This is a genomic window from Pseudomonas xionganensis, from assembly GCF_009763245.1.
GTDB classification, from domain to species: Bacteria; Pseudomonadota; Gammaproteobacteria; order Pseudomonadales; family Pseudomonadaceae; genus Aquipseudomonas; species Aquipseudomonas xionganensis.
Genome location: NZ_WKJZ01000003.1, coordinates 107,602 through 126,792 on the forward strand (window position 1 = coordinate 107,602; position 19,191 = coordinate 126,792).

The following is a 19,191-nucleotide window of genomic DNA, read 5'->3' on the forward strand; positions in this document are numbered from 1 at the left end:
CAATTTGTGTAGGCCGGGATTTCAACGACCATCAGCAGGAAAACGCATGGCACTCAAGCCCCTAAAAAACCATCGTTATCTGAGTGAAGATGAGGCAGCCGAGATGCTGTCCTCAAGAATTGGTGAAGCCGTATCCGCCAAAGAAATGGAAAGGTATGCCCTCAAAGGTGTGGTTCCTGCTTACATGCAGTACCAGCCTAGAAATCAGGAGCTATACCCGTTAACACACTTTGAACTGATCAGGTTAAGCGAGTTGAGCAGTCTTGCCGGAAGCCCGCTATCGGTTACTCACTCCGAGCGAAATCTGAAGACGCTGCCTTTCCCTCTACCAGACGACGGAATCATGACCGATAGTCGTGGCGAATACTGGAGGGTATTTGCAGGAAGGTCAGACAGGGGGCTCGATGAGATTTCTGCGGAGCACTATGTGAGGGTCTACGCCCCGCGTGAACTGGCGCGGGCGGCCAAAGTCATCAATGACCCGGCCAATACAAGTTGGCCCACAGTTGCCCACAGTAGTGGTGAAACCTGGGAAATTGAGCGGGACGAATACAACGATGGGGAAGTGGTAAGCATCCTGAGTCCATTTCTCGATGAGGCCAGCACTGGAGATAGTGACAACAAAGAGGGAATGCTTTTGGCTATTGCGGGCCTGCTCGACTTGCTGACAAGTGATGGACGCCGAAAGTACACACAGGGAGAGGTTGCTAGAGAGATAGGGGACCGGCATCGCAACTGGTATGGGGCTGGCGAACGCACGCTGAACGGGCTCTTTGCCAAGGCCAATAAAATCGGTCTTGACCGTGACAAAGCAGGGCAATAAACGGCAGAGCGTTTCTCATTCGATTTTTTTGCAATTGCAATGACCCGCCCGGGTCGGGTGCATAACTTGGCAAGCCTTAACCGTATGGAGGCAAGCGAATGCACCCGAGCAGCACCCTACCGAGTAAAGGGCTGATCCGTCAGCCCGCCCTCTGCCAATGGCTTGACGTGACCCGTTCCGGCCTAGCCAAGCTCAAGGCGAAAGACTCGACCTTTCCCAAACCTATCAAAGATGGCGACGCCCGCCAGGCGGCGGCTTATTACGTCGTGGCCGAGGTGGAAGCCTGGCTGCAAGCCAAGATTGCCGCGCGGGATAAGGCCCAGGCCGATAGCTCCGAGGGCGCGACACAATGAGCACCCTGAACTACTGGCGGGAACTGCTCGCCACCCCGGCAGCATCCGCCGCCGACAGCCTATCTGGGCATGTCGACCGCTTGGAGCGGTTGGCCTGTATCGCCGAGTGCCAAGGCGAGCGCTTGAGCACCGGCATTGCCGCCATCGGAGAACTGTTGGACGGCGCAACAGGTGCCGGCCATGTCGATGACGGTTTGGCCGTCGCCATTTGCTCGATGCTGGCCGCGCTGGCGGGGCTATCGGCAGAGCTGGCAACCGTCACCCGTAACGCGCACGGCACCTTGGCCGGCATCCGCGCGGCCGCGCATTCCAGCCCGGCAACTCCCCACCCGTCACCCGTAAGCCAGGACTAACCCATGAGCTATTTTCAACAGCGCCGCGAGGCGTTGCCGGGATCGGCTTGCCTGAAGAAAACCCGGATCGTCGAAGACATTCGCGCGGTGGCCGCTGTCGCGTTGCAGCACGCTGCCGCATTGGTGCCGGAGCTACTGCCGGAAGGCACCCGCAAGGGCAGCGAATGGGTTGCCCGCAACCCCACGCGAGCCGACCGCCAGGCCGGGAGCTTTTCGGTTTCGCTGCTAGACGGACTTTGGCATGACTTCGCCTGTGGCGACGGCGGCGGCGACTTGGTGTCGCTGGCCGCCTACCTGTGGGACGTGAATCAGGCGGACGCCGCGTGCGACCTGGCCCGCCGGCTGGGGCTGCGCCTCGACGCGCTGGAGGGGCGGCAGGACGCTGGCGATAGTCACGACGACGGCCAACGTCGGCGGTTGGCGGCGGCAAGGCTGGAGGCAGAGCAGCGCACCGCCCGCGAAGCTGAGCAGAAACGCTACAAGCAACAGGCCGCCGCCGACTTAGCCCGCCGACTGTGGCAGGCCAGCGCCGCCGCCAACCCGGCGCACGACTATCTGGCGGCAAAGCGGTTGCACGCCCACGACCTGCGCGAGCATCGCGGCGAGCTGCTTGTGCCTTTGCTCAACACTGCCGGCGAGCTGGTGAACCTACAACGCATCGGCGCCGATGGCGGTAAGCGCTTCCTGTTTGGCGGCCAGGTGCTGGGCGCCTTCCACCTGCTGGGCCAAGTCGAGCCGGGGCGGCGCTTGTTCGTCTGCGAGGGCTGGGCGACTGGCGCCACGCTGTTCGACCACTACGAAGGTGCCGACGCCGTGGCCTGCGCCATGAATGCCGGCAACCTGCGCCCTGTGGCCCAAGCCCTGCGCGCCAAGTACGGCAGCCTGATTGAGCTGGTAATCGCCGGCGATGACGACCGCCAGAGCGACGGCAACCCCGGTCGCACGGCCGCCGATGCTGCCGCCCTGGCGGTCGGTGCCATGGTGGTGTTCCCCGAGTGGCCGGCGGGCGCGCCGCTGGAGCTGTCCGACTTTAACGACCTGCACTGCTGGGACGCTGCCCATGACCGATAGGCCAAGCCAACTGGAGCCGGGCGAAGCATTTGGGGCGGCCGGCCAGGGGGAAGCGACGCCCAGCGGCAAGCGGCCGAACAAACCCACCAGCAAGCCCGCGCCCAAGAAGCGCAAGGCGAAGATCAAACACCCCACGGTCACACCGGCCCGGCCGAGCTGGGCCACCTATGCCAGTTGGGTGCAGACACGACAGGGCCACGTCCTGGCCCCCGGCCTGTATTTCCACGGCATCCGCGACGATGCAGAAACCGACACGCTGGTTTGTTCGCCGCTGGAGGTGCTGGCCATCACCTGCGACGAACGCGGGGAGAACTTCGGCCGACTGCTGCACCTGCTGCCCAAAGGGGCCAGCGCCTGGAAGCAATGGGCCGCGCCGATGGAGATGCTGGCCAGCGACGGTGCAGAGCTGCGCGCGGTGCTGCTCAACATGGGCGCGACCATCCCGCACAAACAGCGGCAAGCGCTGATGGACTACCTGATGAGCAGCAGCCCGGAACGCCAAGCCATGGCGGCGACGCGCACCGGCTGGTATGGGCCGGCGCTGTTCGTTATGCCTCGCCGAGTCATCGGCGGCGGTGACGTGGTGTTTCAGTCGACCGAGGCCGGCGGCCATGAATACGACACGGCCGGCGACCTGGCCGGCTGGCAAGCCGAGGTAGCCGCCCGCTGCCTGGGTAATCCGGTGCTGATTCTTGCCGTCTGCGCGGCCCTGGCCGGGCCGCTGCTGACCTTGCTCGATGCCGACGGCGGTGGCTTCCACCTGCTGGGCGACAGCTCCAGCGGCAAAAGCATTGCGCTGGCCGTGGCCGCCAGCGTGTGGGGCAAGCCGCGCGATTTTCTGCGCACATGGAACGCCACCAGCACGGGGCTGGAAGGCGTGGCCACGCTGCGCAATGACACCCTGCTTGTGCTCGACGAAATCGGCGAGGCCAAGCCACAGGACGTAGGCGGGATCATCTATGCCCTGGGCAATGGCACCGGTCGCCAACGCGGCAAGGTGTCGGGGCTGCCGCGCCAGGTGCAGAAATGGCGGGTCATGGTGCTGTCCAGCGGCGAGCTGACCATGAGCAAGCACATGGAAAGCGCTGGTATGCGCAGCAAGGCCGGCCAAGAGCTGCGCCTATTGGATGTGCCCTCCTATCGCCGCTATGGCGCCTATGACGACTTGCACGGCCTGGGCCTGCCCCATGACGACGCCAGCGAGGATGGTCGCAAGGGCGCCGGCCGGGCATTCGCCGACACCCTCAAGCGCGCGACGGCACAACATTACGGCCAGCTTGGGCCGGCGTTTGTCGAGCTGCTGGTGGCGCGCGAGCAGACGGCCGAGGCCGCCGCCGAGTTGGAAGCTTTGTTCGCCGACATGCGCCAAGGTTTCCCCATCGGCACCGGGCAGGATGCGCGCGCGGCGGCGCGGTTCGCCATCGCCGCCCTGGCGGGTGAACTGGCCATACAAGGCGAGCTGCTGCCATGGACGCAAGGCACCGCCATTGCGGCAATGCGGGAGCTATTCGGCGCCTGGGCCGAGTTCCGTGGCCGTGGCCAATCCGAAAACGCGAAGATCATGCGGGCGGTGTCCACTTTCATCGACCGCCACGCGGCCCGCTTTGCCAACGTCGACGGCACGGACGGCGCCACCGTGCATGACCGCGCCGGCTGGTATCGGGCCCATGGTGACGGCCGCCTTTACCTGTTCACCACACAAGCGCTGGCGGATGCTGCCCCGGACTTCGATACGCGACGCGTGCTGGCCTGTCTCGACAATGCCGGCGCCATCGCCGAACGCGACAACGACCGCGACGGCCGCCTGACCAAGCGCGTGCGGGTCAAGGGTGAAGGCATCGTGCGGGTCTACGTGGTCAATCCCGCCGCCTTGCTGGCCGCTCTGGAGGAATAGCCATGGCTGACCAGAAATCGCCAACTGGAAAACCCAGGGTCACGCCGGGAACAAACCGCCAAGCCCAGCAAGCGCCGGCCTTGGTGGGCACCTCTGCTGGGTCACAGACCGGGAACACACCGGGAACAACCGGGAACAGGGATAAGGTTTTTTGTTCCCGGTGTTCCCGATCAAAACCAATACCGGGAACAGCTACAAGTACCGTCTTTGCTGGTTGTTCCCGGTGTTCCCGGTGTGACCCAGGCCAACAGCAGGTGGCACGCAGCAATGAGCCAGCGAAAACGGCGCCGCTCGACTTGGCGGCCCTGGGCGCATTCGTTCGGCGGTCTCACCCCGTCACCAACAACGCAGACCACGGCAGCCCCTCGAATCTGCCCGCCGCGCAGTGGCTGGAACTGCTGGCCGCCGTGCTCGGTTGTTCGCCTGGCTGGTTGCTGGAAAGCGGGCGGGTGGATGCCGACGACCTCGCCGCGCGCGGGCGTATCAGTGACGCCGCCCGGTTGATTCGCTCGCACGGCGGGACAACGCCACCGCGCCCGCTGCGTTCGCCGACACCGGCCGGCGATGCCAGCACCACCGCAGCATCGCCTTTGCCCTGGCTGGTGGCCCGCGATGCCTACCGGAGCCACGTCATGGCGTGCGGCATCTGTCGTGCCCACCTTCCCAAATCCCCCACGCACTGCCCGGCCGGCGCCGAGCTGCGCGCGCAGTACGACCAGCAAACCCCACATCACCTCAACCAAGGAGACTCACCATGCCTAAGTCCATCGCCATCAACCTGTCAGAAGCCGCCATCAAACGGCACGCTGCCGACAGCACGATCTATCAACTACGCGACACCCAGCGCCCGCTGCGCTTTCGCTACCGTCAGAACCGCGAGCGGGGCAGTTTCTACGTCGTGACGCGCGCCCAGGGCAAAGAGCACTGGCACAAGCTCGGCAACTATCCCGACCTCACCGTTAAGGCGGTGTTGTCGGTGCTGCCCAACGTTATGCAGCGCCTGGCCATCGAGCCACAATCGGGCGCGCTGTCCACGTCCGGTTGGGCGACGGTCGGCGAGGTGCTGGAGTGGTATGCGAATCGCGTTGCGCACGACGCCAACCTGAGCAAGAACCGCAAGGCCACGGCACGCTCGGCGGTGAAATGCCAGTTACTGCCCTGCCTCGGCGCGCTGCGTTTGGTCGAACTGAACCATGCCACGCTAGACAGCAAGCTGATGTGGCCGCTGCAATCGCAATACAGCGTGGCGCATGTGCGCTTGGTGTTCGGCGTGCTCAAGGTCGCATTCAAGCAGGCTGCCAGCCTCGGGCTGATCGGCATGAACCCAATGGCCGACATGACCTTTACCGACTTCATCAAGACCAAGATCAAACCGAAAGATGCGCGCTTGCGTCCGGTCGATTGTGGGCGCCTGCTAGAATATTGGGCCGCCCGTTACCGTCACGAAACCACGGCGGTCGCCCTGGCGGTGCTGATGCTGGCCCACGGCACGCGCATCGGCGAAACCCGCCAAGCCAAGTGGCGGCACTTCGACCTGATCGGCAAGACCTGGCATATCCCAGCCGTCGACACTAAAACCAAGAAAGCCCACACCCTGCCACTCACCCCCCAGGTGTGTGCTTTCCTGGCCCGCTATCGTGCTAGCCAAGTGGCCCGAGGTTATGACGGTGCTTATCTGTTCCCCGGCGCCCACGGCCAACCGTTGAGCGAAACGCCGGTACAGCTCGCCTTTACCGTATTGGCGGGCGATGAGTGGACAAGCCACGATCTCAGGAAAACCGCGCGCACTGCCTGGGCAGACCTAGGCGTCGATTACCTGATCGGCGAGCTGCTGCTGAATCACGCCCTGAAGGCGCTGGACGTGACCTACATCCACACCACGGCCGAGGCACAGAAGCGGCAGGCCCTGGAGCGTTGGCATGCCTGGCTCGATGAACGTGGCTTTGCCGCCCTGCACAGTCCGGCCGCGAGCGACGAAGCCAGGACATAAGCGAGATAGGCCAACCCCAGCCCCTGCCACTCAGGCCAGAGACGGCGAGGCTGGGCGCAGGCTTAGGAATTGATTACAGGGGAGTACCCCGTTACCACCCTGCCGTGACCTAATCTGACCACAACGCAAGTGATGAGAGGGACTTAGAGCCGCCATTTTCCATGCCTGAAAGCATGAATTCCCGTTATACAATCGTAGCCAGACGAGAAATGGCAGTCTTTGCGAGGGCATGCACACGAAGCGGCCCCTCATAGCAGTAGACGAACTGGTACAGGATAAGGGCAGATCATGAGAGGAAAATTTTTGGTTTTTGAGGGTATTGACGGCTCAGGAACCTCAACCCAGACCGCGCTATTACAGCAGGCACTCCAACAACATGGCGTCAAATGTACAACCACATGTGAGCCTTCAGACGGACCAATAGGAAACTTAATTAGACAAATATTTAAAGGGAGAATAAAGGCGCCACACGGAGAAAACCCGCACAGGCCAGGCGGCGACCTCTTCGATGAGCAGATGGCATATTTGTTCGCCGCTGACAGACATGACCACCTATACAACGAAATTGATGGCGTGCACAGGCTATTAGAAAAGGGCACAACAGTTATCTGCACCCGATACTTCTTTTCATCTATAGCCTATCACTGCGCATCAGAAAGCGACTTTAATTTTGTATATGAACTAAACAAGAATTTCCCTAATCCAGACCTAATAATATACCTAGACAACCCTACAGAAGAATCACTCAAGAGAATTGAGGCAAGAAAATTCAAAGACTCTTATGAAAATGAAACCAAGCTAAACCAAGCCAAAAACAATTACAGAAGAGCAATTGAAAGCTACACAGGGAAAGTTATTCAAATACCAGCCAACGACCCAATAAAAACAATACACGAAAAAATACTAGATACCACACTAAAACTTTATCAATAAGTGAGCTAATCGTGACACATATACCCAACCTACTTTACTCCGCGCCAGATAGCTTTTGCGACGTGGTAAACGAAATCACAAAAAACAAACTCCACATATCCGGAAAAATTAAAGACATCGCCCTAAGACCCGAATCAAATATTAGACATGAAGTCAAAGATTTAGACGACGTGCAGGCATTGAAACTGGTCATCACCTGCCTGGGGTACACCAAAATTGAACCATCCGAACTAGGCCTGGAAAGCCTAAGAAACAAACTAAAAACCAATCTCGAAGAATGTAGCAAGCTACTGAGTCTTCCGACCACAGCAATACGGCCTATAGCAACAATTGAGCAAGACCTACTAACCGTCATCTCAGAAAAATAAAATGACAGTACTTTCAAATATTGAAATAGAAGAGCTTATAGCTCAAGGCAAGCTGATAAAAAATGGCATTGCCAAACAAATTGGCGCAGCATGCTATGAGCTTAGAGCAGGAAAAACATATTTCGACCTCACTGAAAACAACTCGCGAATCGACCTATCTTCAAGAGAATTCATAATAATTAAACCCTGGCATCGAGTTGTTATTCTCACTCACGAAAGCCTTGAAATACCAAACAACATTCTAGCAAGAGTTGTTAGCAAGGGCTCTTGGTTCAGCGTTGGACTGAGCGCCGTATGTACACAGGCAGACCCTGGCTTCAAAGGTCAGCTAGGGATAGTCACCCAAAATTTTAGTGACAAATACATCAAAATAGATCAAGGCCAAGCAATAGCAAAAATTGACTTTTCGTTGCTATCTAGCGAAAGCACCAAACCTTATAACGGCCAACATGGCTTCCAAAGCAATATTTGGCCCATAGACACCACCCTACAGAAGCAACATAGCGAAGTAGCATCTGATCGCCGAGTCGACCCCGAACTTGACGAAGCATACAAAGTCCTGCCAAGAGATGTATCTCAAGTAATAGTATCCCTGGTCGGAAAACAAAGAAGAGTCAACACAGGAATTATCGCCCTCTTAGCAATAAACGCCTTAACACTCGTCTTTGCAATACTCCCAGAAAAGCCAATTGAAACGGCTACCGCAATAATAATAAACCTAATATCCCAAGCCCTTGTTTCTGTCTTCACTTTTCTACGGAGAGCTAAATAGTGGAGCTTAATGACCTTATGGGGCTATGCAAAGTGCTTGACGAGAAGCACGGATTCCCAGTGAAGTTCGACAACCAACTGGAAAAATACAATCAAATCACCAAAGACTTAGTCGGCCTACTTGGTGAAGTTGGAGAGTTCGCCAATATCGTAAAAAAAATCAACATAAAAATAGAAAGAAACGAAAGCTACGAATTAGACACAAAACAAGCAGAAAACAACCTAAAGGAAGAGCTAGCCGACTCTCTAATTTATATAATCAGAATTGCAAACATACTCGAAATTGACTTAACAACAGAAACCCTGACAAAAATCGAAAAAAATAAAATTAAATATGGAACTACCGAGCACTGATAGGCGCATCTTCTTTTTAGCAGTCAACACGGGATACACAAAAAATGGAATCCCGGACCGCCGATTCCTAGAGTTCTACGCTGAAAGAAGCGGTAACGGCCTACACTGCGCAATAGTTGGCAATGTTGCCATACCCAATGGCCACGGCACTAACGTCAATACGCCAAAAATAGAAAAGCTGAAAATATGGAAAGAGATAGCAGAAGCCATATCAGATAAAGGCGCGCTACCAGGAATACAACTGAGTGCGACTTGGCTAGGATACAGCGGAAACAAGAGATTTATAAGCAAAACACCGGAAGAAGAAATATCCAACTATAAGAGAATCGCTTCAAACTTTGAGCAAGCTCACATAAGAGCACAATACCGTTCACTTGAAGAGGCAACGAAAACAGCTATTGACTGCGGTTTCAAGCACATCCAACTTCACGCAGCACACGGTTATTTCTTTAACCTAATCCTCGACAGCAGGTTCTCCAAGCACCACCAACTAGCATCAGAGTTAACACAACATTGGCTAGGCAACACCATCCCCGACGGTATAGAAACATCTATAAGAATCTCAACCCTCACGGGCGCCCACCAATTCGACTCTATTGAAAGCTCCTTCATAGAGGATCTAACAAGCATTCCATTTGATTACCACGACATATCAGAGGGCTTCTACAATATTGATAAAAAACTAATTTATCCCTCCTTAAATGAAATCCTAGCTGCGCGAATTGAAAGAACAAAAAACATCGCTCTCAGAAACCCAAACAACAGCTTCATAGCCTCAGGAAAATCTTTTGCACTAACGAGTACCGAGATGCCAAAAAATGTTCATATCGGCACATGCAGAGACCTGATCGCAAATCCAAACTTTTTACAGGACCAACATAATGGCTGTAAAAATAAGATGAAGTGCCACTACTATTCTCGCGGGAAAAGCACTATTACCTGCGGGCTTTGGAAATAGAAATAACCACTCGCTTAAAATCTGGACATACCAGACTTACGCACTGCCCTAGCCTTTTCGGCGACAGCTAGTGGCCTCGCCCCGCCCCCCGGTAACCCCTGCTAAGCAGCCAACATCTTCGACGATCAACTACCTTGGGTCCTTTGGCGCCTGGTGCAATTAACTACGGTCAGCAGGCCCGCACGGTTCGCGAATTTTTCACTCCGGCCAAATCACTGCCCTTTGTCCACCTTTTTGACTAAAAAACGTCCAAATCATGTGCGTAACATACTGATTTCGCTCACATCGGCTACCCTAAATAAAGGTGGCAAGGTGGACACTGTGAGCGTGACGACCATAGCAAAACCTGCAACATGGCCCGTATTTGTTGGGTTTCAGCGTCATTGGGGAGGGGTGGTCAAATCCCTACAGCTTTAAACCCTCGCCACCGGACGCCCAGTCGTTTTCACACAGCCGCGAAATAAAAAAATCAGGTCTCCATGTCGGACTAATCGTGACGTGATCCATCTCGCTTGGAGCGATACGACCTTTTGTCTATGCCATACCGCACGAACCCGCACGAAACCGCAGTATGATGGCAAAGCAGTAGCCCCCTCTCTCTCGTATAGGAACAAGCGGACATGGAGCGTTATAGGAACCTCAGTGGAAATTCGAATGTGGTGGCCTTTGAGATAGGGGCCGGCTCCATCACAGTTCAGTTCGGCGACGGAATGAATTACCTCTACACAGTCCGAAGCACCGGGGCAGCTCAAGTTGCAGAGATGCAGCGCCTAGCAAGAGCCGGCCAAGGCCTGAACAGCTACATCGGGCGAGTAGTGAAGAAAGCTTTCGAACGAAAGTGGTGCTGAACCCCCACTACAAGATCAAGGGACCGATCAGGATGAACTTCAACATTGTTGGTTTCACCGGCTATGACATTGCGTTACTGGTGGCCTGTACCTTTGGTGCGATAGTGGGGAGCTTCGCTCAGGCGATAGTGGCTACGATTCACCCGGACGGCCCGCCCAACAAGGAAGGCGTCATGCACTTCGCTTCCCCTGCACTACAGGAGGCTAGAGGCGCATGGATAGCCATGCGCCTGGTACTGGGCGGCATCCTAGGGTTCGTGTTTGGCCTTTACTTCGTGGGGACACTTCACGAGACGCCGGCAACCTTTGCGAAGGTTTGGGCCCTATCATTCATCGTCGGTTATGCCGCACCGAAGATTTGGGCAGCCCAGGAGCGGACATTGCTGCGCTCAGTTGCAGGTTCCCCCCATGAGCGCGAAACGTAGTTAGGATTCAGGCCTAGCAAGCGGCACCTTGTATCCCTGCATGTATCCCACAAAGAACTACAATATTAATTATCTCTAATAATCAGCAGCTTACAAAACCAGTTCAAACGACCCCGGCACCAAACCTGGGGTGATTCACAAGCGCGGGTAAGTGGTGGGCAACGCTACGCGGTTGCCCACCCTACAAACTGCAAGCAAGCCCCTGCATTGATTCAGTCAGAGCTCCCTGAGCATCAGGTGCTGAGTAGCACCCCAGGCCTGAAAGTGCTCCAGCAGGTTCCAGCCACGCCGGGCGTAATAATCGGCGCGATCATGGGTATGCAGGTACAGGCGAGCATGGCCTCGGGCGCGCGCCGCGTTGCAGACTTCGTCAATCAGGTGTTCGGCCAGGCCCTGGCCACGGGCCTCGGGACGCACATAGACACAGGCCAGCCACGGTCCAAGATCGGGGCGTTGCGGCAGATCATCTCTGGCCAGACCGGCACAACCTATAGGTGCCCCGCCCTGCAGCGCAATACGCATCAGCCAGTCACCGTTGCGCTGGCCGGCGGCAAACTCGGCCTGCCAGTCAGCCAGCGGTTGCGCGCTGAACTCGTAGGGAAACTGCCGATACAGCCAGCCGGAGAGAACATCGTAATGCTGTGGATGATGACGGAGCCAATCGGTGACAAACATGACATGTCCTTATCCGGGCGGGCACTAGGGTCTGTTGCCGTTTCATTGCGAGGCGCATTGCTGCGAAAAATGGCAAGACCCTAACAGGCCGTTGAAAACATAAGCGAGGCCAATCAGGGGATACGCGACCTAGTGCGCAAGACGCCCCTGCGCACCATTGTCTCTGCACAGCAGGTTCAGATCGACCCAGCGATGCAACGAATTGCCGGACCAGCGCCTAAGCAAAGGCCCGTCATTTGACGGGGCCTTTGCTTACCGCTCAGGCACAGCCCTCGCCTCAGGCCATCGCGAGCTCATCCCGGCGTTCAGACTTTTTTGCCTGATACTCCCCCGCTGCCTGATAAAACGCCGCCAACAGCGCGTTGTAATCCGCCTTTTCCCAATAGCGATATTCGGGATGCCACTGCACTCCCACGGCAAAGGCCTTGGCGCCGATCACGCTGACCGCCTCGATCTGCCCATCTTCGGCCACGGCTTCGATCTGCAGCCCCTCGCCCAGACGGTCGATGCCCTGGCCGTGCAGGGAGTTGACCTTGATCTGCCGCTCACCAATCACCTGATGCAGCACACCGCCTTCGGTCAGGGTCACGTTATGCATGGGGCCGTAGGCCACGTCGTCCGGCACGCCCTTGCGTTCACGGTGGTCAAGGCGACCGTCGACTTCGTGCACTTCGCGGTGCAATGTGCCGCCGTGCAGCACGTTAAGTTCCTGCACGCCGCGGCAGATGCCGAGAAAGGGGATGCCGCGGTCGATGCAGGCGCGCATCAGGCGCAGTACGGTGGCATCGCGGGGTTTGTCAGCCAGACCCAGGCCGGGGTGTTCATCGCCGTAGAAACTGGGGTGCACGTTGGACAGCGAGCCGCCGAACATGATGCCGCTGACGCTGTCGAGCACGGTATCCATATCCAGATCGTCGGCAAAGGCCGGGATCATCAGGGGGAAGGCGCCGAAGCCGGTGACCGCCTGGATATATTTCTCGCCCACCAGATGAAACCAGCCGATATCACGGTCGGTCAGTTGCCAGCGGCACAAGGGGAGACCAATCAGGGGTTTTGTCATAGCAAGTCCTCTTCATCGTTGATTGAAGTGGGCTGCCCTTGGGGGAGCGGGCTTGCGGGTCACTGCTGCGGTGAACCCACTCGCCCAAGGGGTGCCGTAACCGGCCAGGCCGGGCACTGCACCAACGCCGCGCCCGCGCGGCTGGTTTGTTGCGTAAAGCTGTTGCGGTGATGCTTTTGTAGGAGCGGGCCATGCCCGCGATTCGGTGCTGGACTTGATCGCGGGCATGGCCCGCTCCTACGGGATCATTGCGTCTGTGGGTGATGCATCCTGGCCAATGCTCGCTAAAAGCATCGCCAGCAAGCTGGCTCCTACAGGTCGTTACATACATCAAAAAAAGGGCTGATCCTGCGATCAGCCCCCTGTTACTTAGCCATTGCTCGGGAAGGCGAACTGCGCCGCTTCATGGGAAGCGCGCTGCGGCCAGCGCTGGGTGATGGCTTTTTTGCGGGTGTAGAAGCGCACACCGTCCGGGCCGTAGGCGTGCAGGTCGCCGAACAGCGAGCGCTTCCAGCCGCCGAAGCTGTGGTAGCTGACCGGCACCGGCAGGGGTACGTTGACGCCGACCATGCCCACTTCGATCTCGTCGCAGAACAGCCGTGCGGCTTCACCGTCGCGGGTGAAGATGCAGGTGCCGTTGCCGTATTCGTGGTCGTTGATCAGCTGCATGGCTTGTTCCAGGCTGCCGACGCGGACGATGCACAGCACCGGGCCGAAGATTTCGTCGGTGTAGATGGTCATCTCCGGGGTCACCTGGTCAAACAGGGTGCCGCCGACGAAGTAGCCATTCTCGTGACCGGCCACCACCAGATCGCGGCCATCGACCACCAGCTTGGCGCCCTGGGCGACACCGGCGTCGATATAGCCCTTGACCTTGTCCCGCGCCGCGGCGGTGACCAGCGGGCCCATGTCCAGGCCGCAGGAGGTGCCGGCGCCGATTTTCAGGGCCTTGATCTGCGGGCTGATCTTTTCCACCAGGGCGTCGGCGATCTGGTAGCCCACGCACACGGCCACCGAGATGGCCATGCAGCGCTCGCCGCAGGAGCCGTAGGCCGCACCCATCAGGGCGCTGACGGCGTTGTCCAGGTCGGCGTCGGGCATCAGCACGGCGTGGTTCTTGGCGCCGCCCAGGGCCTGCACGCGCTTGCCGCGCTTGGTGCCTTCGCTATAGATGTACTCAGCGATGGGGGTGGAGCCGACAAAGCTCAGGGCTTTGACTTCCGGCGCTTCGATCAGGGCATCCACGGCTTCCTTGTCGCCGTGCACCACGCTCATCACGCCCTGAGGCAGGCCGGCTTCGAGCAGCAGTTCGGCGATATACAGGGTGGAGCTGGGGTCGCGCTCGGACGGCTTCAAGATAAAGCAGTTGCCGCAGACGATGGCCAGCGGGTACATCCACAGCGGCACCATGGCCGGGAAGTTGAACGGGGTGATGCCGGCGACGATGCCCAGGGGCTGCAGATCGCTCCAGGCGTCGATATTCGGGCCGACGTTGCGGCTGTACTCGCCCTTGAGAATTTCCGGGGCGGCGCAGGCGAACTCGACGTTCTCAATGCCGCGCTTAAGCTCGCCGATGGCGTCTTCGATAGTCTTGCCGTGCTCTTCGCTGATCAAGCGGGCGATGGTCCCCTCGTTCTGCTCCAGCAGCTGCTTGAAGCGAAACATGATCTGCGCGCGCTTGGCCGGCGGGGTGTTGCGCCAGGTCGGGAAGGCAGCCTTGGCAGCGGCGATGGCCTGGTCGATGGTGGCACGATCGGCCAGGGCCAGCTGCTTGGTGACTTCGCCGGTGGACGGGTTGAAGACATCGGCGGTGCGACCACTGCTGGTGACATGCTGGCCGTTGATCAGGTGTGGAACGATGTTCATAAAAGTCTCCAAAGGGGTATTCGGGCTGTAGGGTGGATGACGCTTTTTTCATCCACCTGGCGGATTTGGCTGTGGCGGATGAAAAAAGCGTCATCCGCCCTACGGGTAATCGGTGTTTGCCTAGTCCAGCGTGTTGAGCACGTCGCCCACGGCATTGAACAGGCTGTCCAGCTGCTCGGGCTGGGTGTTGAAGGTCGGGCCGAACTGCAGGGTGTCGCCGCCGAAGCGCACGTAGAAACCGGCCTTCCACAGCTTGATGCCGGCCTCGAACGGGCGGATCACGCCGTCGCCATCGCGCGGGGCCAGCTGGATGGCGCCGGCCAGGCCGCAGTTGCGGATGTCGACCACATGCTGGCTGCCCTTGAGGCTGTGCAGCTTCTCTTCGAACACCGGCGCCAGGGCGGCGGACTGTTCGATCAGGTGGTCACGCTTGAGCAGTTCCAGGGTTGCCAGGCCGGCGGCGCAGGCGACCGGGTGGCCGGAGTAGGTGTAGCCGTGGCCGAATTCGGCCATGTGCTCAGGGGTGGCCTGCTGCATAAAGGTGTTGTAGATCTCGCTGGAGGCGATCACCGCACCCAGGGGGATGGCGCCGTTGGTGACCTGCTTGGCGGTGTTCATGATGTCCGGGGTGACGCCGAAGTACTCGGCACCGGTCCACTTGCCCATGCGCCCGTACGCAGTGATCACTTCATCGAAGATCAGCAGGATATTGTGCTGGGTGCAGATCTCGCGCAGGCGCTGCAGGTAGCCTTGCGGCGGCACGATCACGCCAGCGGAGCCGGACATCGGCTCGACGATCACTGCGGCGATGTTGGAGGCGTCGTGCAGTTCGATGAGTTTCAGCAGTTCGTTGGCCAGCTCCACGCCGCCGGTCGCCGCCATACCCTTGGTGTAGGCCAGATGCGCTTGCAGGGTGTGTGGCAGGTGGTCGGCGTCCATCATCTGGCCGAACATCTTGCGGTTGCCGCCGATGCCACCGAGGCTGGTGCCGGCGATATTGACGCCATGGTAGCCACGGGCACGGCCGATAAACTTGGTCTTGCTCGGCTGGCCCTTCAGGCGCCAGTAGGCGCGGGCCATCTTCACCGAGGTGTCGGCGCACTCGGAGCCGGAGTCGGTGTAGAACACATGATCGAGGCCGGCCGGGGTCAGCTCGACAAGCTTCTCGGCCAACTGGAAGGACAGCGGGTGGCCGTACTGGAAGCCCGGCGCATAGTCGAGAGTGCCGAGCTGCTTGGCCACGGCTTCCTGGATTTCCTTGCGGTTATGCCCGGCACCGCAGGTCCACAGGCCGGACAGGCTGTCGAACACGCGGCGGCCCTGGTCGTCGATAAAGTAGTTGCCGTCGGCACCGACGATCAGACGCGGGTCGCGCTTGAAGTTGCGATTGGCGGAAAACGGCATCCAGTGGGCATCCAGCTTGAGCTGGCTGGCCAGGGACGGGGTGGCGGTCTGCGGCATATTCATGGTGGCCTCGGGCTGGCGGCGTGTTGTGCAATCCATGGGGTGGCTTCGCATAAAGAAGCCTATCTGTTGCCAGCAAAGGTGCCACGGGCTTAGAGTCAGGAAAACACGACTCTTCTTATCTTTAGTTAACCGAGCACTAAACAATGAGCACCCGCCGCAGTGAACCTCTGGCTCAGGTCAGTGACTTCGATATCCGCCTGCTCAAGCTGTTTCGCAGCGTGGTGGAGTGCGGCGGCTTTTCCGCCGCAGAAAGCGCCCTGGGGATTGGTCGCTCGGCCATCAGCCAGCAGATGAGTGACCTGGAGCAGCGCCTGGGTCTGCGCCTGTGTCAGCGCGGCCGCGCCGGCTTCGCCCTGACTGAGGAAGGCCGTGAGGTGTACCAGAGCACCCTGCAGCTGCTCAGCGCCCTGGAGAGTTTTCGCACCGAGGTCAACGGCCTGCACCAGCACCTGCGCGGCGAGCTGAATATCGGCCTGACCGACAATCTGGTCACCGTGCCCCATATGCGCATCACTCACGCCCTGGCGCGGCTCAAGGAGCGTGGCCCGGATGTGCATATCCATATCCGCATGACCCCACCGAGCGAGGTGGAACAGGGCGTGCTGGACGGGCGCCTGCATGTCGGCGTGGTGCCCCAGGTCAGCGCCCTGTCCGGCCTGGACTATCAGCCGCTGTACGAGGAACGCTCGCTACTTTACTGCGCCGTGGGCCACCCGCTGTTCTATGTGGATGATCTGCAACTGGAGGACGCGCGCCTGAATGCCCAGGAGGCCATCGCCCCCACCTTCCGCCTGCCGCCCGAGGTGCAGAGCCATTACCAGGCGCTGAACTGCACGGCCAGCGCCTCGGACCGCGAGGGCATGGCCTTTCTGATCCTCACCGGGCGCTATATCGGCTACCTGCCCGACCACTACGCCGCAGCCTGGGTGCAACAGGGCCGCCTGCGTGTGCTCAAGCCGGCCAGCCGCTACTACGACATCAGCCTGGCCTCGGTCACGCGCAAGGGCCGCCGTCCCCATCTGGTGCTGGAAAGCTTTCTGGAGGCCCTGGCCGCTTCGACCTGAACGGGCTGCAGCAGGGTGCGCCATGCGCACCGATGGGGTTTTCGGCCGTTGGTGCGCACGGCGCCCCTACCTCACACAGCCCCCTCGCATCGCCCACAGACCTTGACCAGACCCTGCCTGTTGACGCCCGACAAGGCGGTCTAGACCAGCACAAAAACGGTCAGGTTTTTTGCCCCTAAAAAGTGCAAGAGCCTGATCTGGCGCAGCTTTCAGCGAAGTTTTCGGCGTTTCGGCTTGTCTCCATAGGGACTCTGGGGTATCTCTGCGTCATCTAAAAAACCGACACCCTGTGGAACCCTCAATGACTGCCGAAGTCCCCCTGCCCCACGAGCTTGCCAGCGGCAAACCTGCTGGCCGCATCCGCCAGAAAAACCAGGCCGCGATCATCAAGGCCGCCGAGGACGAATTCGCCCTGCACGGTTTCAAGGGCACCAGCATGAACAGCATCGCCCAGGCGGTGGGGCTGCCCAAGGCCAACCTGCATTACTACTTCAATAACAAGCTGGGCCTGTACCTGGCGGTGCTGGGCAATATCCTCGACCTGTGGGACAACGCCTTCAGCAACCTGAGCGTCGATGACGACCCGGCCACCGCCCTGGCCGGCTATATCCGCGCCAAGATGGAGTTCTCCCGCCGCCATCCCAAGGCCTCGCGCATCTTCGCCATGGAAGTGATCAGCGGCGGCAAGCACCTGTCGACCTTCTTCGACCAGGACTACCAGGACTGGCTGCGTGGCCGCGCCGCGGTATTCGAGGCCTGGATCCAGGCCGGCAAGATGGACCCGGTGGATCCGGTGCACCTGATCTTCCTGCTGTGGGGCAGCACCCAGCACTACGCCGACTTCGCCTCGCAGATCTGCCGCTTTACCGGCCGCACGCGCCTGACCAAGGAAGACTTCGCCGCGGCCAGCGACAACCTGGTGACAATCATCCTCAAGGGCTGCGGCCTCACGCCACCACCACGCTAAGCCTTTAACCCTAGGGTGGATGGCGCTTTATCCATCCACCACACTCGTAGGATGTGCAACGCGAAGCTTGCCCACCAACAGCGGTGGAAAACCCTGCGCGGCTTTTCACCCTACAGCGCCACCCTCGCCCGCAAAAAAAATCTGCAACCTTGCTTAACCCGTTCGGTCAGATGGCTTCGTCTACTCTCGGGAAATCACGCCGCGCTGCGGCGCCAACCACTGCAAGGACTCCCTTATGCTCAATCGCCAGACCCTCACCACTCTCTTTGCTGCTGCCTCCCTGAGCCTGCTAAGCCTGGGCGCCCAAGCCAATGAGCCGCGCTATAACCAGGTCGCGTTGCGCGCCGAGGTCAACCGGGAAATCGCCCACGACCTGATGCATGTGACCTTCTACAGCGAAGCTCAGGACAAGGACCCGGCCAAGCTGGCCGCGCAGATCACCACCGAACTCAACCAGGCCATGGGTCTGGCCCGCAGCGTCAAGGGCGTGCAGGTGGCCCTGGGCAGCCGCCACAGCTACCCGGTGTATGACGACAAGGGCCAGCGCATCACTGCCTGGCGCGAGCGCGCCGAACTGCGTCTGGAAAGCGCCGACTTCGGCGCCCTCTCCACCCTCACCGGGGAAATGCTGCAGAGCCTGAAGATGGCCGGCATGCACTTCAGCATCGCCAGCCCTACCCGCAAGGCCGAGGAAGACGCGCTGCTCAAGGACGCCGTGGCCGCCTTCAAGGCCCGCGCCCAGCTGGCCACCGAGGCCCTGGGTGGCAGCGGCTACAAGCTGGTCAGCCTGAATCTCAACAGCGGCGGCTTCCACAGCCCCATGCCACGCATGGCGGCGATGAAGGGCGCGGCCATGATGATGGAAGCGGCGGTCACCCCGGAGGTCGAAGCCGGCAGCAGCCAGGTGAGCGTCAGTGCCGATGGGGTGATCGAGGTCATGATGCCCTGAGT

At 59.3% G+C, this 19,191-nt stretch carries 18 protein-coding genes; 14 read left to right on the top strand and 4 right to left on the bottom strand.

What is annotated here, in order from left to right; genetic code table 11:
* Window positions 1-46 precede the first annotated feature (46 nt).
* The 11 genes from GJV18_RS15360 to GJV18_RS15410 all read left to right on the top strand — a co-directional run bounded on the left by GJV18_RS15360 (window position 47) and on the right by GJV18_RS15410 (window position 11,141).
* Window positions 47-823 (top strand): hypothetical protein, encoded by a 777-nt coding sequence (locus GJV18_RS15360; RefSeq protein WP_160347168.1) that lies wholly within the window; start codon window positions 47-49, stop codon window positions 821-823.
* A 98-nt stretch (window positions 824-921) separates the two neighbouring features.
* The gene (locus GJV18_RS15365; RefSeq protein ID WP_160347170.1) at window positions 922-1,176 is read left to right on the top strand and encodes a helix-turn-helix transcriptional regulator; all 255 of its coding nucleotides are present in this window, start codon (window positions 922-924) and stop codon (window positions 1,174-1,176) included.
* Window positions 1,173-1,529: a hypothetical protein gene (locus tag GJV18_RS15370; protein ID WP_160347172.1), complete on the top strand. Its 357-nt coding sequence runs from the start codon at window positions 1,173-1,175 to the stop codon at window positions 1,527-1,529. The genes GJV18_RS15365 and GJV18_RS15370 overlap by 4 nt, the downstream gene beginning before the upstream one ends.
* Window positions 1,530-1,532: 3 nt before the next feature.
* Entirely contained in the window at window positions 1,533-2,600 is a 1,068-nt protein-coding gene (locus GJV18_RS15375) for a toprim domain-containing protein (protein ID WP_160347173.1), read from the top strand.
* Window positions 2,590-4,494, top strand: coding sequence for a DUF927 domain-containing protein (locus GJV18_RS15380; protein ID WP_160347175.1), 1,905 nt, complete (start codon window positions 2,590-2,592; stop codon window positions 4,492-4,494). The genes GJV18_RS15375 and GJV18_RS15380 overlap by 11 nt, the downstream gene beginning before the upstream one ends.
* Before the next feature lie 754 nt (window positions 4,495-5,248).
* On the top strand, window positions 5,249-6,484 hold the full coding sequence (locus GJV18_RS15385; RefSeq protein WP_160347177.1) for a tyrosine-type recombinase/integrase: 1,236 nt from the start codon (window positions 5,249-5,251) through the stop codon (window positions 6,482-6,484).
* A gap of 288 nt (window positions 6,485-6,772) precedes the next feature.
* On the top strand, window positions 6,773-7,417 hold the full coding sequence (tmk, locus tag GJV18_RS15390; protein ID WP_160347180.1) for a dTMP kinase: 645 nt from the start codon (window positions 6,773-6,775) through the stop codon (window positions 7,415-7,417).
* 369 nt (window positions 7,418-7,786) lie between these two features.
* Window positions 7,787-8,557, top strand: a complete 771-nt coding sequence (locus tag GJV18_RS15395) for a dCTP deaminase (RefSeq protein ID WP_160347182.1) — start codon at window positions 7,787-7,789, stop codon at window positions 8,555-8,557.
* Window positions 8,557-8,910 carry a MazG nucleotide pyrophosphohydrolase domain-containing protein gene (locus GJV18_RS15400; RefSeq protein WP_160347184.1) on the top strand — a complete coding sequence of 118 codons (354 nt, stop codon included), beginning with the start codon at window positions 8,557-8,559 and terminating at the stop codon, window positions 8,908-8,910. Before GJV18_RS15395 ends, GJV18_RS15400 begins: the two co-directional genes overlap by 1 nt.
* Window positions 8,891-9,868 carry an oxidoreductase gene (locus GJV18_RS15405; RefSeq protein WP_160347186.1) on the top strand — a complete coding sequence of 326 codons (978 nt, stop codon included), beginning with the start codon at window positions 8,891-8,893 and terminating at the stop codon, window positions 9,866-9,868. Before GJV18_RS15400 ends, GJV18_RS15405 begins: the two co-directional genes overlap by 20 nt.
* A gap of 880 nt (window positions 9,869-10,748) precedes the next feature.
* Window positions 10,749-11,141 (top strand): hypothetical protein, encoded by a 393-nt coding sequence (locus tag GJV18_RS15410; RefSeq protein WP_160347188.1) that lies wholly within the window; start codon window positions 10,749-10,751, stop codon window positions 11,139-11,141.
* Between the two features lie 216 nt (window positions 11,142-11,357).
* Here GJV18_RS15410 and GJV18_RS15415 read toward each other — a convergent pair whose 3' ends face one another.
* The 4 genes from GJV18_RS15415 to GJV18_RS15430 all read right to left on the bottom strand — a co-directional run bounded on the left by GJV18_RS15415 (window position 11,358) and on the right by GJV18_RS15430 (window position 16,209).
* Complete coding sequence (locus tag GJV18_RS15415; protein ID WP_160347189.1) at window positions 11,358-11,816, bottom strand: GNAT family N-acetyltransferase; 459 nt, start codon at window positions 11,814-11,816, stop codon at window positions 11,358-11,360.
* 277 nt (window positions 11,817-12,093) lie between these two features.
* Window positions 12,094-12,876: a gamma-glutamyl-gamma-aminobutyrate hydrolase family protein gene (locus tag GJV18_RS15420; protein WP_160347191.1), complete on the bottom strand. Its 783-nt coding sequence runs from the start codon at window positions 12,874-12,876 to the stop codon at window positions 12,094-12,096.
* Window positions 12,877-13,245: 369 nt separating this feature from the next.
* Window positions 13,246-14,742 carry a CoA-acylating methylmalonate-semialdehyde dehydrogenase gene (locus GJV18_RS15425; RefSeq protein ID WP_160347193.1) on the bottom strand — a complete coding sequence of 499 codons (1,497 nt, stop codon included), beginning with the start codon at window positions 14,740-14,742 and terminating at the stop codon, window positions 13,246-13,248.
* Between the two features lie 120 nt (window positions 14,743-14,862).
* The gene (locus GJV18_RS15430; protein ID WP_160347674.1) at window positions 14,863-16,209 is read right to left on the bottom strand and encodes an aspartate aminotransferase family protein; all 1,347 of its coding nucleotides are present in this window, start codon (window positions 16,207-16,209) and stop codon (window positions 14,863-14,865) included.
* 143 nt (window positions 16,210-16,352) lie between these two features.
* Here GJV18_RS15430 and GJV18_RS15435 point away from each other — a divergent pair, with 143 nt between their 5' ends.
* The 3 genes from GJV18_RS15435 to GJV18_RS15445 all read left to right on the top strand — a co-directional run bounded on the left by GJV18_RS15435 (window position 16,353) and on the right by GJV18_RS15445 (window position 19,189).
* Window positions 16,353-17,273: a LysR family transcriptional regulator gene (locus GJV18_RS15435; RefSeq protein ID WP_160347195.1), complete on the top strand. Its 921-nt coding sequence runs from the start codon at window positions 16,353-16,355 to the stop codon at window positions 17,271-17,273.
* 301 nt (window positions 17,274-17,574) lie between these two features.
* On the top strand, window positions 17,575-18,240 hold the full coding sequence (locus tag GJV18_RS15440; protein ID WP_160347197.1) for a TetR/AcrR family transcriptional regulator: 666 nt from the start codon (window positions 17,575-17,577) through the stop codon (window positions 18,238-18,240).
* Window positions 18,241-18,475: 235 nt separating this feature from the next.
* Window positions 18,476-19,189, top strand: coding sequence for an SIMPL domain-containing protein (locus tag GJV18_RS15445; RefSeq protein WP_160347199.1), 714 nt, complete (start codon window positions 18,476-18,478; stop codon window positions 19,187-19,189).
* Window positions 19,190-19,191 lie beyond the last annotated feature (2 nt).

Bases quoted from the DNA above. Each gene is read 5' to 3' on its own strand.
- GJV18_RS15375 (WP_160347173.1), top strand. From the start codon at position 1,533: ATGAGCTATTTTCAACAGCGCCGCGAGGCGTTGCCGGGATCGGCTTGC.
- GJV18_RS15440 (WP_160347197.1), top strand. From the start codon at position 17,575: ATGACTGCCGAAGTCCCCCTGCCCCACGAGCTTGCCAGCGGCAAACCT.
- GJV18_RS15415 (WP_160347189.1), bottom strand. From the start codon at position 11,816: ATGTTTGTCACCGATTGGCTCCGTCATCATCCACAGCATTACGATGTT.
- GJV18_RS15365 (WP_160347170.1), top strand. From the start codon at position 922: ATGCACCCGAGCAGCACCCTACCGAGTAAAGGGCTGATCCGTCAGCCC.
- GJV18_RS15435 (WP_160347195.1), top strand. From the start codon at position 16,353: ATGAGCACCCGCCGCAGTGAACCTCTGGCTCAGGTCAGTGACTTCGAT.
- GJV18_RS15410 (WP_160347188.1), top strand. From the start codon at position 10,749: ATGAACTTCAACATTGTTGGTTTCACCGGCTATGACATTGCGTTACTG.
- GJV18_RS15430 (WP_160347674.1), bottom strand. From the start codon at position 16,209: ATGAATATGCCGCAGACCGCCACCCCGTCCCTGGCCAGCCAGCTCAAG.
- GJV18_RS15360 (WP_160347168.1), top strand. From the start codon at position 47: ATGGCACTCAAGCCCCTAAAAAACCATCGTTATCTGAGTGAAGATGAG.
- GJV18_RS15385 (WP_160347177.1), top strand. From the start codon at position 5,249: ATGCCTAAGTCCATCGCCATCAACCTGTCAGAAGCCGCCATCAAACGG.
- GJV18_RS15395 (WP_160347182.1), top strand. From the start codon at position 7,787: ATGACAGTACTTTCAAATATTGAAATAGAAGAGCTTATAGCTCAAGGC.
- GJV18_RS15370 (WP_160347172.1), top strand. From the start codon at position 1,173: ATGAGCACCCTGAACTACTGGCGGGAACTGCTCGCCACCCCGGCAGCA.
- GJV18_RS15420 (WP_160347191.1), bottom strand. From the start codon at position 12,876: ATGACAAAACCCCTGATTGGTCTCCCCTTGTGCCGCTGGCAACTGACC.
- GJV18_RS15445 (WP_160347199.1), top strand. From the start codon at position 18,476: ATGCTCAATCGCCAGACCCTCACCACTCTCTTTGCTGCTGCCTCCCTG.
- GJV18_RS15425 (WP_160347193.1), bottom strand. From the start codon at position 14,742: ATGAACATCGTTCCACACCTGATCAACGGCCAGCATGTCACCAGCAGT.
- GJV18_RS15405 (WP_160347186.1), top strand. From the start codon at position 8,891: ATGGAACTACCGAGCACTGATAGGCGCATCTTCTTTTTAGCAGTCAAC.
- tmk (WP_160347180.1), top strand. From the start codon at position 6,773: ATGAGAGGAAAATTTTTGGTTTTTGAGGGTATTGACGGCTCAGGAACC.
- GJV18_RS15380 (WP_160347175.1), top strand. From the start codon at position 2,590: ATGACCGATAGGCCAAGCCAACTGGAGCCGGGCGAAGCATTTGGGGCG.